The 12,361-nt window shown below is 37.0% G+C and carries 16 protein-coding genes; 14 read left to right on the plus strand and 2 right to left on the minus strand.

All coding sequences use genetic code 11. The annotated features are described in order from the left end of the window. The first annotated feature begins 145 nt into the window (after positions 1–145). Together ACE199_RS10760 and ACE199_RS10765 are read left to right on the plus strand one after the other, a co-directional pair. Positions 146–1,084, plus strand: coding sequence for a magnesium transporter CorA family protein (locus ACE199_RS10760; protein ID WP_127760689.1), 939 nt, complete (start codon positions 146–148; stop codon positions 1,082–1,084). A 101-nt stretch (positions 1,085–1,185) separates the two neighbouring features. Continuing rightward, positions 1,186–1,431 (plus strand): YkuS family protein, encoded by a 246-nt coding sequence (locus tag ACE199_RS10765; protein ID WP_252289886.1) that lies wholly within the window; start codon positions 1,186–1,188, stop codon positions 1,429–1,431. Between the two features lie 46 nt (positions 1,432–1,477). Here ACE199_RS10765 and ACE199_RS10770 read toward each other — a convergent pair whose 3' ends face one another. Beyond that, positions 1,478–1,918, minus strand: coding sequence for an OsmC family protein (locus ACE199_RS10770; protein WP_375349744.1), 441 nt, complete (start codon positions 1,916–1,918; stop codon positions 1,478–1,480). A 161-nt stretch (positions 1,919–2,079) separates the two neighbouring features. Between ACE199_RS10770 and ACE199_RS10775 the strand changes: the two genes are divergently transcribed. The 12 genes from ACE199_RS10775 to cls all read left to right on the plus strand — a co-directional run bounded on the left by ACE199_RS10775 (position 2,080) and on the right by cls (position 11,391). Continuing rightward, a complete protein-coding gene (locus ACE199_RS10775; protein WP_375349745.1) occupies positions 2,080–3,057 on the plus strand; it encodes a ring-cleaving dioxygenase in 978 nt (325 codons plus the stop codon). Positions 3,058–3,083: 26 nt separating this feature from the next. After that, positions 3,084–4,034 carry a ring-cleaving dioxygenase gene (locus tag ACE199_RS10780; RefSeq protein ID WP_375349746.1) on the plus strand — a complete coding sequence of 317 codons (951 nt, stop codon included), beginning with the start codon at positions 3,084–3,086 and terminating at the stop codon, positions 4,032–4,034. Positions 4,035–4,036: 2 nt separating this feature from the next. Further along, positions 4,037–4,645: an alpha/beta hydrolase gene (locus ACE199_RS10785; RefSeq protein WP_375349862.1), complete on the plus strand. Its 609-nt coding sequence runs from the start codon at positions 4,037–4,039 to the stop codon at positions 4,643–4,645. Between the two features lie 23 nt (positions 4,646–4,668). After that, positions 4,669–5,280 carry a flavin reductase family protein gene (locus ACE199_RS10790; RefSeq protein WP_375349747.1) on the plus strand — a complete coding sequence of 204 codons (612 nt, stop codon included), beginning with the start codon at positions 4,669–4,671 and terminating at the stop codon, positions 5,278–5,280. A 270-nt stretch (positions 5,281–5,550) separates the two neighbouring features. Then, on the plus strand, positions 5,551–5,814 hold the full coding sequence (locus tag ACE199_RS10795) for a metal-sensitive transcriptional regulator (protein ID WP_375349748.1): 264 nt from the start codon (positions 5,551–5,553) through the stop codon (positions 5,812–5,814). A gap of 82 nt (positions 5,815–5,896) precedes the next feature. Continuing rightward, a complete protein-coding gene (locus tag ACE199_RS10800; protein ID WP_119118670.1) occupies positions 5,897–6,124 on the plus strand; it encodes a sulfurtransferase TusA family protein in 228 nt (75 codons plus the stop codon). Positions 6,125–6,180: 56 nt separating this feature from the next. After that, positions 6,181–6,660 carry a DsrE/DsrF/DrsH-like family protein gene (locus ACE199_RS10805; protein ID WP_375349749.1) on the plus strand — a complete coding sequence of 160 codons (480 nt, stop codon included), beginning with the start codon at positions 6,181–6,183 and terminating at the stop codon, positions 6,658–6,660. A gap of 15 nt (positions 6,661–6,675) precedes the next feature. Then, positions 6,676–6,972 carry a rhodanese-like domain-containing protein gene (locus ACE199_RS10810; protein WP_375349750.1) on the plus strand — a complete coding sequence of 99 codons (297 nt, stop codon included), beginning with the start codon at positions 6,676–6,678 and terminating at the stop codon, positions 6,970–6,972. 98 nt (positions 6,973–7,070) lie between these two features. Beyond that, positions 7,071–7,634, plus strand: a complete 564-nt coding sequence (locus ACE199_RS10815; protein ID WP_375349751.1) for a sulfurtransferase TusA family protein — start codon at positions 7,071–7,073, stop codon at positions 7,632–7,634. 124 nt (positions 7,635–7,758) lie between these two features. Continuing rightward, complete coding sequence (locus ACE199_RS10820) at positions 7,759–8,886, plus strand: MBL fold metallo-hydrolase (protein WP_375349752.1); 1,128 nt, start codon at positions 7,759–7,761, stop codon at positions 8,884–8,886. A gap of 99 nt (positions 8,887–8,985) precedes the next feature. After that, entirely contained in the window at positions 8,986–9,762 is a 777-nt protein-coding gene (locus ACE199_RS10825) for a sulfite exporter TauE/SafE family protein (protein WP_375349753.1), read from the plus strand. Positions 9,763–9,942: 180 nt separating this feature from the next. Further along, positions 9,943–11,391: a cardiolipin synthase gene (gene cls, locus ACE199_RS10830; protein WP_375349754.1), complete on the plus strand. Its 1,449-nt coding sequence runs from the start codon at positions 9,943–9,945 to the stop codon at positions 11,389–11,391. 69 nt (positions 11,392–11,460) lie between these two features. Here cls and ACE199_RS10835 read toward each other — a convergent pair whose 3' ends face one another. Next, a complete protein-coding gene (locus ACE199_RS10835) occupies positions 11,461–12,234 on the minus strand; it encodes a DeoR/GlpR family DNA-binding transcription regulator (RefSeq protein ID WP_375349755.1) in 774 nt (257 codons plus the stop codon). Positions 12,235–12,361 lie beyond the last annotated feature (127 nt).

Genomic DNA, 12,361 nt, shown 5'->3' on the forward strand with positions numbered 1-12,361 from the left:
GCGTAAGTTCTTACGATCCTGAACCCAGTAGGTATGAGAAAGCTTATCTTATTCTAAAGAATCGAGTTTGCGTATTCTTCTCAGAGTATCCTCTCGAACAGACAGATAAATAGGCTTTCTCTTTAAAGAAGAGGAGGTCGAGCAGATGATAGAAATTTTTAAAACAATGGAAAACCGGGAATTAATAACTGTTGATGAAATCGTTAAAGGTTCTTGGGTGAATATGATTGCCCCAACAGAGGCTGAAATTAATGAGGTTTGTGTGAAACTACAATTGCCGATGGATTTTATGAAGGATCCTCTTGATGATGAGGAACGTCCACGGATTGAAAGGGAAGACGATCATTTACTGCTTATCGTTGACTATCCTTATATGACACATGATGAAGCGGGTTCGCGGATTTACGAAACGATTCCGATTGGGATGATTTTTACTCCCGATTGCTTTGTCACGATTTCCCTTAAAGATACTCCTATTTTAGCAAACTTTAAAAATAATAAAATTAAACAATTTTATACAAATAAAAAAACAAGGTTTGCACTGCAATTATTATTTGAGATTTCATTATATTATTTACGCTATTTAAAGCAAATTAATAAGATGACAACCGAATCAGAACGAGAGCTTCATCAATCGATGAAAAATAAGGAGTTATACACATTTTTAGCATTAGAAAAAAGTTTAGTCTATTTTACGACTTCCTTAAAATCTAATAAAGTAGTGTTAGATAAAATTCTTCGCTTCAATTATTTAAAAATGTATGAGGAAGATAAAGAGTTATTAGAAGATGTAATTATTGAAACGAACCAGGCAATTGAGATGACCGAAGTATATACATCGATTTTGAATGGAATGATGGAAGCTTTTGCTTCTATTATTTCTAATAATGTAAACAATGCGATGAAGTTTTTGACCTCGGTTACGATTATTTTAACGTTACCAACGATGGTCGCTAGCTTTTTCGGTATGAATGTTGATTTGCCATTCTCTCATAATCAGCATGCTTTTATGTTCACCTTGATGATTGCTTTAGGTTTAGCTGGGACAGTCGCTTTTATTTTTTGGAAAAAGAAATATTTTTAATCGTTTAGGCCAACTTCATTCAATTGGAGTTGGCCTTTTATTTGAATACATAGATAAAAGAAAAAATGGACAATTTAACAGAGAGGAGGTGTAACCTTATTATGTCAAAAATTGGTGTAGAGCAATCATTAACGAATGTGCAAGACGCATTGCGTGCAAAGGGTTACGACATTGTTGAACTAAAACAGGAATCAGATGCACAAAATGTAGATTGTTGTGTTGTTACGGGGTTAGACAGCAATGTGCTTGGCGAACAAACAACATCTAGTAAAGGGTCAGTCATTGAAGCAAATGGTCTGACTGCGGATGAAGTTTGTCAACAAGTAGAGCAAAAACTAAGACATTGATGTGTAAAAACAAGCCAGGTCTTAACTGATGACCTGGCTTGTTTCCTTATAACAGTGTGAGCTCTAATTCGATATCTACATTTCCTTTTAGTGCTTTTGAAATCATGCAAGAAGATTCTGCTTTTATGGCTAGCTTTTTTGCTTTTTCTCTATCCCGCTCGGTTGCCGTTGAAGAAAGAGTGAGAGTCGGCCGATGGATAATTTTTTTATAAGTAAATACTCCGTTTGTTACATCAACAATACCCTCTGAATTCATATGTAAATCTGTTTTTTCAATGTTACTTCGCTCTAACATTGCGGCCAATGTAATAATATAGCAAGTTGCCGCAGCCCCTAGTAGCATTTCATCTGGATTTGTGCCGATTCCGGGTCCATCCATTTGAGGTGGGATACTTACTTTTGTTTGTAACTGGCCGGATGAAATAGTCCCTGAACCATTTCTGCCATCAGGCCAGTGTGCTTGTAAATGAAAATGATGTGCAGTCATTATGAATCTCCTTTAGTTTGTTGTTTATTATATACTATACAGTGAAACTTTTACTTAATTAAAGAGAGAGTGTTGACATTTTCATAAAAAAGAATTATCTTTAAATCAAGATATTTTAATTTGAACTATTTAAGTGATTATGGAATATGGAGGGATTATATATGCAACTCAAAGGAATTCATCATTTATCAGCGATTACGTCAGATGCTGCTGCAAACTATGATTTCTATACAAAAACATTAGGATTACGCTTAATTAAAAAGACTGTCAATCAAGATGATGTTCGTGTCTACCATTTATTTTACGGCGATGAAGTAGGTTCACCTGGAACGGAATTAACGTTTTTTGAAATTCCACAGGCAGCACGCGTGCACGAAGGAAATAATAGTATTTCTGAAACGTCTTTACGTGTAGCAAACGATGCGGCACTTCAATTTTGGAAAAAACGTTTTGAAGAGTATGGAGTAGAGCATGAAGAGATTGGTGAGCGCTTTAATCGGAAAGTTCTTTCGTTTAAAGATCCAGAAGGTCAAAGATTGCTTTTAGTATCAGATGAAACGAACAAAGGGGTTGCCGGTGGTGTACCATGGGATAAAAGTCCAATTCCAAAAGAGTTTGCGATTCTTGGTTTAGGACCGATTAAATTAACGGTACCGATTATTAATCCGACAGCAGAAGTATTAACAGACGTGTTAGGTTTTCGAAAAGTTGGCTCCTATCCAGCGCTTGTAGCAGGACAAGGGAGCATTGAAGTATATGCAACAGGAGAAGGAGGAACAGGTGCTGAAATTCATATTGAGAAAAGAAATGATCTACCGCCAGAATATTTAGGACGAGGCGGCGTGCATCACGTAGCATTCCGAGTTGATAATGAAGAAGAATTGCAACAATGGATTGAACGAGTGAATCATGCTAGATATGCAAATTCCGGATTTGTTGATCGCTTCTTCTTCCGTTCACTTTATTTTAGAGAGCCAAATGGCATTTTATTTGAACTAGCTACGGATGGACCTGGATTTGCAACAGATGAAGAATTAGAGCACTTAGGTGAATCTCTTTCTTTACCTCCATTTTTAGAATCGAAACGAGCGGAAATTGAAGCGCACTTAAAGCCATTAAACACAACTGTTGAAGAATAAGGTAGAATACGGAGAGGAGAACGTATATGAATAAGCAAACAACAGGCATCCATCATATTACCGCTATAGTCGGTAATCCGCAGGAAAATGTAGACTTTTATGCAGGTGTATTAGGGATGCGCCTTGTGAAAAAAACGGTAAACTTTGATGACCCAGGTACGTATCACCTGTATTTTGGAAATGAAGCAGGCTCGCCCGGAACGATTATTACTTTCTTCCCTTGGCCAGATGCTTATAAGGGACGTATTGGTTCAGGGCAGGTTGAAACTACTACGTATGTCGTTCCAGAAGGGGCTTTAGATTTTTGGGAAAAACGATTAGCGAAATTTGAGATTGCCTTTAAAAAAGTGACACGTTTCGGCGAAGAATTTCTTGAATTTAATGATCCACATGGCTTACATTTAGAGCTAGTTGCTCGTCAATCTGGACGGAACAGTGAATGGACATTTGGTGGTGTACAGGCGGAGCAAGCGATTAAAGGATTTGGGGGAGCTGTTTTATTAACTGCAAATCCTGAAAAAACAATGCAGGTGTTAGAAAATGTGATGGGGCTTCAAAAGGTTGGGGAAGAAGGAGAATTTGTTCGCTTTCAAACAACAGGAGATATCGGGAATATCATTGATGTGAAGAAATCGACTTTACCAATGGGACAAATGGGGGTCGGAACGGTGCATCATATTGCTTGGCGTGCTAATGATTTTGATGATCATAAGGAATGGCGGGAGCATGTAAGCAGCTTTGGTATTGGGGTAACACCCTTTAAGGACCGTCAATATTTTGACGCAATATACTTCCGTGAACCAGGTGGTATTCTGTTTGAAATTGCGACAGACCCGCCAGGATTTACTCGTGATGAGTTAAAGGAAACATTGGGAAGCAAATTAATGCTGCCGCCGTGGTTAGAGGAAAAACGAGAATTTTTAGAGAAAACGCTTTTACCAGCTATTCCGCGAGTTCTTGAGGAGGATATAATATGACCATGAAACATATTTATCAACAAGGGAGCAATCCAAATGCACCTGTATTGCTGCTTTTACATGGAACAGGTGGTACGGAAACGGATTTATTACCATTAGCAGAAATGGTATCTCCCGGCTCTTCTGTTTTAAGTGTACGAGGAAATGTGTTAGAAAACGGCATGCCGCGCTTTTTCCGTCGTTTAGCAGAAGGAGTTTTTGATGAAGAAGATTTAGTGTTCCGTACGAAAGAATTACAAGAGTTTCTAGATGCTGCAGCGAAAGAATATGGATTTGATCGTAGTAATGTTGTAGCAATCGGCTATTCAAATGGTGCCAATATTGCGGCTAGCTTATTATTCCATTATGAGAACGCTTTAAAAGGAGCGATTCTTCATCATCCAATGGTACCTCGCCGTGGTCTAGAGCTACCGTCACTTTCTCAAGTACAAGTCTTTATTGCTGCAGGTAAAAATGATCCAATTTGTCCAGCTCGTGAAACAGAGGAATTAGCGGAACTGCTTCAATCAGCCTATGCGGAGGTAAATGTAATTTGGGAAAACTTTGGGCATCAGCTGACTCGTTCCGAAGTAGAGGCAGCAGCTAGTTGGTTCCAAAAAAATTTTAGTTAAGCATAATAAAGAGGGGGGTACAGATGATTTCTATTACTCCAGAAAGTATGAGTGAAAGAGAGAATTATAAATTTTTAACGGGAAGTATTATTCCCCGTCCAATTGCGTTTGTTACGACACAATCGGACGAAGGAGTGGTGAATGCCGCGCCGTTTAGTTATTTTAATATTGTCAGTGCCAATCCCCCGCTTATTTCGGTATCGGTTCAACGAAAAAATGGAGCGATGAAAGACACCGCAAGAAATGCATTAAAATTAAAAGAGTTTGTCATTCATATTGTTGATGAAGACATTGTTGCCGATGTGAATGAAACAGCGGCTGAACTTCCAGCAGACGAAAGTGAGATATCACGAACTAATTTTACGTTAGTGAAGAGCGAACGAATTGCTGTACCTGCTGTGAAAGAAGCAAAAATTCGGTTTGAATGTAAGCTGGAAGAAGCGATTCAGCTTGGAGGCCAAAGTGGGGAAGTTGGTTGCGATTTATTAATTGGCAAAATCGTCTGTTATCATATCGAACCATCACTCTATCAAGCTGGGCGAATAAACGCTGAAGCGCTGCAACCTGTAGCTCGATTGGCTGGAAACACTTACAGTAAATTAGGTCCAACATTTGAAATAAAACGTCCTACCTGATTATGAACTGTTATCGAATCCCCTTGTGTTCGCTTGTTTGCTAATATAAGGGGATTTTAAGTTATATTGAGAAAGAATTTGTTTATGTTCTTATGTTTAACTTTATTCTTCATTTTATAAGCGAAAATCAATAGCATTCTAAAACATACTCTTATTTTAAATGTTGACAATATACCTTGTAGGGTATATATTGAAGATGTTAGTTTTCTTTGATAGCTAGCTTGTACAATAGGGTAACCTACATACAAGCAGTAAAGGAGGCCGTTACGTATGGAATATGATGCTCAAGTGAAAAATCGAGTCAAGCGAATTGAAGGTCAACTTCGCGGTATTCTGAAAATGATGGAAGAGGATAAAGACTGTAAAGATGTTGTAACGCAGCTTTCAGCCACACGTTCCGCGATCGATCGTACAATTGGTGTAATTGTTAGTTCTAATCTTGTGGAATGTGTTCGTATGGCAAATGAAACAGGTGATAAAAATCCTGAAGAGCTTGTCAAAGAGGCAGTAAATCTACTTGTGAAAAGCAGATAAAATAAAAAAAGGCTTGCAACCTTTTTTATTTTATATATAATATACCCTATAGGGTATAAAATAACGTTTGGAGGAATGAAACATGAAAGTAGATAAATTTTTAGATGCAAAAAGTTTAGCGTGTCCAATGCCAATTGTTCGAGCAAAAAAAGCGATTCAAGAGTTAGAAGAAGGACAAATTCTTGAAGTGCATACAACAGATAAAGGATCAAAAAATGACTTTGCAGCATGGACTAAATCAACAGGTCATGAATTAATAGAAGTAACAGAAGAAAATGATGTAATTCAATTTTTAATTAAAAAGCATTAATTTTTTTACGCTCCATAATACCAATAGGGGTATATGTATAACGAGGGGGTAAACAAGTGACTGAAAAGAAAAGAACAACGATTGTCTTGTTTAGTGGAGATTACGACAAAGCGATGGCAGCTTATATTATTGCGAATGGAGCAGCGGCCTATGATCATGAAGTGACAATTTTTCATACATTTTGGGGATTGAACGCGCTTCGTAAAGAGGAAGAAGTGAAAGTAAATAAAGGGTTTATTGAAAAGATGTTTGCAAAAATGATGCCGCGTGGGGCAGATAAAATGGGCATTTCTAAAATGAATTTTGCAGGATTCGGTCCAAAAATGATTAAACATGTAATGGCAAAGCATAACGCGATGACTTTACCACAATTAATTGAAATGGCTCAGGAGCAAGACGTGAAGTTAGTAGCTTGTACGATGACGATGGATTTGCTCGGCTTACAGCAAGAAGAATTGTTAGAGGGCATTGAGTATGCAGGAGTAGCTGCCTATTTAGCAGATGCAGAAGAGGGACATGTCAATTTATTTATTTAGATGAGGAGGAGTATAATGAAAACTATTTCAGCGGAAGAAGTGAAGTCTCTTTTAGAAAAAGGGGAACAACTACATTTAATAGATGTACGTGAAGCAATGGAAGTGGCAGAGGGGAAAATTCCTACCGCTCTTCATATTTCTCTTGGTTTATTAGAATTTCGTCTTCAAGATTTAGATAAAACGAAAGAATATATTATCGTTTGTCGTTCGGGTGGACGCAGTGCTCAAGCTGCATTATTTCTAGAATATCAAGGATTTAAGGTGATAAACATGGGTGGCGGCATGCTTGCTTGGGACGGCGATGTAGAATAAAGTGAAATTTTCATCAGTCGTGGGTGATTGCTTATGAAGTATGAAATAAAAAATTTTAATTTAAAATATACCCGTATAGGTATAGAGGGAGGCTTGAAATGGCTATTCAAACAAATGTGACACTTGATGCAACAGGATTAGCTTGTCCAATGCCCATCGTGAAAACAAAAAAAGCGATGAATGCGATGGAGCCAGGGCAAGTTTTAGAAGTGCTAGCGACAGATAAAGGGTCTAAAGCAGATTTACAGGCTTGGGCTGCTAGCAGCGGGCATCAATATATTGGAATCATTGAAGAAGGTTCAGTATTAAAGCATTATTTACGTAAGTCTAACGGAGAAGAAGAAACAGAGAAAAAACATCCTTATGTAATTTCAAATGAAGAGTTGGCTGAGAAGTTACATGATTCTTCCGTCATTATTGTAGATGTTCGTGAAGCAGCAGAGTATGCATTTACTCATATACCTGGTGCTGTATCTATTCCGCTAGGAGATTTAGAAAAAGAAGCATCTTCGTTAAATAAAGAGGCTGAAATTTATGTGGTATGTCGTACCGGAAACCGAAGTGATTTGGCGGCTCAACAATTAGCGAAACAAGGCTTTCAACATGTTATAAATGTCGTGCCTGGAATGAGTCAATGGACGGGGGCAACGGAATCGTTATAAAGCATAAAGGAAAGCTTTACTCATTGAGGAGATTGACTTGCTGTTAATCTGAAGTAAATTACTACTCCTAGTTAATAGGAGTAGTAAAAAAATACACTTTTAAATACTATAGGGGGTATATTAGATGACTTATCAACCAATGACAGCTAAAGAAGTAACGAAAAAGATTTTTAATAAAGAGCCTCTTTTTATTTTAGATGTACGAAATGCAAGTGATTTTGAAGATTGGAAAGTGGAAGGAGCTAATTTTGCACATTTAAATATTCCTTACTTTGACTTATTAGACGGAGTAGAAGAATTACTGCCGAAGCTTCCGACTGATCAAGACATTCTGGTCGTTTGTGCTAAAGAAGGATCTTCGGTCATGATAGCTGACATGCTTTCTGAAGCTGGGCGAGATGTTAGCTATTTACAAGGTGGTATGAAAGCGTGGAGTGAACATTTAGAACCAGTGAGGGTTGGGGATTTAAAAGACGGTGGCGAGATTTATCAATTCGTTCGTATTGGAAAAGGCTGTCTTTCTTATATGGTAATTTCAGATGGTGAAGCTGCTGTGATTGATGCGACAAGAATGACGGATGTGTTCCTTAATTTTGCTAAAGAAAAACAAGCAACTATTAAGCATGTATTTGACACACATTTACATGCAGACCATATTTCTGGCGGCCGAGTCATTGCGAAAGAAACAGGTGCGAGTTATTGGTTACCTCCAAAAGATGCAGCTGAGGTAACGTTTGACTATAACAAGCTGGAAGGCGGCCATGAAGTAATGATTGGAAGTACAGCCATTTCAATTGAAGCGCTATACTCTCCAGGGCATACAATTGGTTCTACTTCCTTTGTAGTCGATAACACATATTTATTATCAGGAGATATCCTTTTCATTGATTCGATTGGTCGTCCTGATTTAGCAGGCTTAGCAGACGATTGGGTGGGGGATTTACGTGAAACATTATATAAACGTTACCGTGCACTATCGGATGAGTTACTTGTTCTGCCAGCTCATTTCATGATTGTGAGTGAGCTTAATGAAGATGGTACGGTTTCTGAGAAATTAGGCAAACTATTTGCTGAAAATCATGGATTAAATATTGAAGATGAAGCGATATTCCGAAACGTTGTATCGGAGAATCTTCCACCACAACCAAATGCGTATCAACAAATTCGTGAAGTCAATATGGGGAAAATCACACCGGATGAAGAAGAGCAAAGAGAAATGGAGATTGGCCCTAATCGCTGTGCTGTAAGATAAAAAACAATCTTTACTCTGTAAAGCTTATTGTCGGTTTATACAGAATCAATTTGAAAAGGGACCCTTATTTGGTCCCTTTTCTTAAAGGGAGAGTTTAAAATGGATATAGGATTTATGATTGTTATTTTTCTAATTGGATTTATCGGCTCCTATCTTTCAGGAATGGTCGGAATCGGCGGGTCCATCATTAAGTATCCGATGCTGCTCTATATTCCACCTCTATTTGGCATTGCAGCATTTAGCGCCCATGAAGTATCCGGTATCAGTGCCGTACAAGTATTGTTTGCTACGATTGGCGGTGTTTGGGTTTATCGAAAAGGCGGTTATTTAAATAAAACACTCATCGGCTATATGGGAATTAGTATTTTATTAGGAAGCTTCATTGGCAGTTATGGATCACGCTGGATGTCCGAATCGGGGATTAACGTCATTTATGGCATTCTTGCCTTGATTGCTGCTGTCATGATGTTTATACCGAAGAAGAATATAGACGACCAATCATTTGATCAAGTTACATTTAATAAATGGCTAGCAACAGGATTGGCGTTTATTGTTGGAATTGGTTCAGGAATTGTCGGTGCCGCAGGTTCTTTCTTACTTGTGCCGATTATGTTGACAGTGTTAAAAATTCCGACAAGGATGACGATTGCTTCTTCCTTAGCGATTACGTTTATTTCATCTATTGGCTCAACAGTTGGTAAAGTATCTACCGGACAAGTGGATTTATATCCAGCTGTTATTATGATTATTGCAAGCTTACTTGCCTCTCCGCTTGGTGCGAAAGCAGGTAAAAAAATGAATACAAAGGTTTTGCAAGTGCTCCTTGCGCTCTTAATTTCCGCGACAGCAATAAAAATATGGATCGATATTGTGTGAGCAATAATGGAGTCACTTGATTTTTTGCCGTTATAGAAAGAGGCTTTCCATAGTTTTTGGATGGGCCTCTTATTTTTTTAGTGAAATGGTCCTTATTAAACGACGTTTATTCCTTTTTTTAATAAAGAATGAATGTTATCCTTAACAGAGAAGATAAAACTTGTTTGTGAGGATTTAACTATGTCAATTACAACGATTTTCCTTATTTTGATTCTCATTTTAAATCTTTTGTTTGCGACGATTGTTATTTTTATTGAAAGAAGAGAGCCGAGTACAACATGGGCTTGGTTATTAGTGTTATATTTTTTACCTGTTGTTGGCTTTGTTCTTTACCTTTTATTTGGACGCACATTACGCCGCTCCCATTTATTTCATTGGGAGGATAAGAAGAAAGTTGGAATTGAAAAGATTTTAGATCAACAGTTAACGGGCTTGACAAATAACCAGTTTTTATTTAGGAATGATTCAACTAGAGACTATCGAGATTTAATTTATATGCATTTATGGACAAATGATGCCGTGTTAACGGAAGATAATGAAGTTTCGATTTTTACGGATGGTAAGCAAAAGTTCGAGCAATTGTTTAAAGATATTGCGCAAGCGAAAAATCATATACATATTCAGTATTATATTATTCAAAATGATTGCTTAGGGAAACGGTTTATTGAAGCGTTAACAGCTAAGGTTAAAGAAGGGGTTAAAGTTCGTGTATTATATGATGATTTAGGATCGCGAACATTGAAGAAGAAGTTTTTTAAAGAGTTCCGCGAGGCCGGTGGGCGAGTGGAAGTGTTCTTTCCGTCTAAAGTAAAGTTTTTTAATCCGCGTCTTAATTTTCGTAATCACCGGAAATTAGTCATTATTGATGGGAAAATTGGCTATGTTGGAGGCTTTAATGTAGGGGATGAGTATTTAGGATTAGTCCAAAAATTTGGCTACTGGCGCGATACCCATTTGCGGATAGAGGGTTCAGCGGTATATGCGATTCAAACTCGGTTTATTCTCGATTGGAATCAAGCGTCTAAACATCATGATATTGTGTATCAACCAAATTATTTTCCTGTGCTTGAACCAAATGGCTCTATCGGTTTACAAATTGTTACAAGCGGCCCAGACTCAGAATGGGAACAAATTAAAAACGGTTATATTAAATTAATTACATCGGCGAAAAAGTCGATTTTGATTCAAACGCCGTACTTTATTCCGGATTCCAGCTTGTTAGATGCACTAAGAATTGCCAGTCTTTCGGGAATTAGCGTGAAGCTTATGATTCCGAATAAGCCGGATCATGTATTTGTGTATTGGGCAACGACGTATTATGCAGGAGAGTTATTAAAGACTGGGGCACAAGTATATATTTATGATAACGGTTTTATTCATGCCAAAATGATTGTAGTAGATGAAGAAGTTTCATCGGTTGGCACAGCCAATATTGATGTGAGAAGTTTTAAGCTGAATTTTGAAGTCAATGCCTTCATTTATGATGAAAGTATTGCACAGACGCTGACAACCGTTTTTTATAAAGATATCGAAGTGTCCACAGAATTAACGATGGAATTGTATGAAAAACGTTCTAAAAAGATACGTATGAAGGAATCGTTATCGAGATTATTATCGCCAATATTATAAGTATAAAAAAGCAGTCAGATTAAAAATCTGGCTGCTTTTTTCATGCTCCCGACATAGGTGCTATGTAATTTAGTGAGGGGAAAGGATTCGAATATTAGCCTTGTTATAATCTTCTACTATATTTGAAGGTATTGAACTATCTGTGACGATAAGATCAATTTCCTTTAATGGACAAACATTAATATAAGAGGATGTTTCAAACTTTGATGAATCTGCTGCTACAACTTTATATTTTGTTCGTGAGAGAATCGTTTGGATAACTCCTACTTCGTGAATTCTAAAATCTGTTAAACCGTTTTCAAGTGATAATCCATTTACAGTAATAAAAGCGATATCAATATTAAAATTGGAAAGAATTTCTTCACATTGTTTTCCGTATAGGGTGTACTCTTCTGGATTAAAAAAACCACCAGAAAGGATAACGTTGAAATGTTTATTAGCTCCAAGAATACTTAAAATACGAATATCATTTGTAATAATCGTTAATCTCTGAAATTTTTCTACTAATACTTTTGCTATCTCGATTGTAGTTGTCCCGCCATTGAGAGCAATTGCTTGTCCTTCTTCAATTAATTCAACTGCTAATGCAGCAACTTCTTGTTTGTTTTCTAAATTTTTGACTTCTCTTTCATTAAAAAGTTTATTTAAAACATTATTATTATTTTGTTTTAAAATAGCGCCTCCATGAACTCTTTTTACTGTTCCTTTTTTCTCAAGCGTTTCTAAATCCCTGCGAACAGTATCTATAGAGACATTTAATAATGATGCAAGTTCAGCAGCTTTTACAGCTTTATGTTGTTTTAAAAAAGATTCAATTTTTTGATGCCGATGTTCTTGTAACAAATTTCTTTCCTCCGATTTATATTCATTTGATAAAAATAGTTATTATTCCTCCATTAAATATTAACATTTATTATAAAAAAGCAAAATAAAGCAAAAAAGAGCAGTTTGTAAAGTGAAAAGTCCATAT

This window comes from Peribacillus sp. Hz7 (assembly GCF_042136355.1).
Classification (GTDB): Bacteria; Bacillota; Bacilli; order Bacillales; family DSM-1321; genus Peribacillus; species Peribacillus asahii_A.

Excerpts from the sequence above, each read along its gene's own strand:
- ACE199_RS10760 (WP_127760689.1), top strand. The coding sequence starts at position 146 with ATGATAGAAATTTTTAAAACAATGGAAAACCGGGAATTAATAACTGTT.
- ACE199_RS10765 (WP_252289886.1), top strand. The coding sequence starts at position 1,186 with ATGTCAAAAATTGGTGTAGAGCAATCATTAACGAATGTGCAAGACGCA.
- ACE199_RS10770 (WP_375349744.1), bottom strand. The coding sequence starts at position 1,918 with ATGACTGCACATCATTTTCATTTACAAGCACACTGGCCTGATGGCAGA.
- ACE199_RS10775 (WP_375349745.1), top strand. The coding sequence starts at position 2,080 with ATGCAACTCAAAGGAATTCATCATTTATCAGCGATTACGTCAGATGCT.
- ACE199_RS10780 (WP_375349746.1), top strand. The coding sequence starts at position 3,084 with ATGAATAAGCAAACAACAGGCATCCATCATATTACCGCTATAGTCGGT.
- ACE199_RS10785 (WP_375349862.1), top strand. The coding sequence starts at position 4,037 with ATGAAACATATTTATCAACAAGGGAGCAATCCAAATGCACCTGTATTG.
- ACE199_RS10790 (WP_375349747.1), top strand. The coding sequence starts at position 4,669 with ATGATTTCTATTACTCCAGAAAGTATGAGTGAAAGAGAGAATTATAAA.
- ACE199_RS10795 (WP_375349748.1), top strand. The coding sequence starts at position 5,551 with ATGGAATATGATGCTCAAGTGAAAAATCGAGTCAAGCGAATTGAAGGT.
- ACE199_RS10800 (WP_119118670.1), top strand. The coding sequence starts at position 5,897 with ATGAAAGTAGATAAATTTTTAGATGCAAAAAGTTTAGCGTGTCCAATG.
- ACE199_RS10810 (WP_375349750.1), top strand. The coding sequence starts at position 6,676 with ATGAAAACTATTTCAGCGGAAGAAGTGAAGTCTCTTTTAGAAAAAGGG.
- ACE199_RS10815 (WP_375349751.1), top strand. The coding sequence starts at position 7,071 with ATGGCTATTCAAACAAATGTGACACTTGATGCAACAGGATTAGCTTGT.
- ACE199_RS10820 (WP_375349752.1), top strand. The coding sequence starts at position 7,759 with ATGACTTATCAACCAATGACAGCTAAAGAAGTAACGAAAAAGATTTTT.
- ACE199_RS10825 (WP_375349753.1), top strand. The coding sequence starts at position 8,986 with ATGGATATAGGATTTATGATTGTTATTTTTCTAATTGGATTTATCGGC.
- cls (WP_375349754.1), top strand. The coding sequence starts at position 9,943 with ATGTCAATTACAACGATTTTCCTTATTTTGATTCTCATTTTAAATCTT.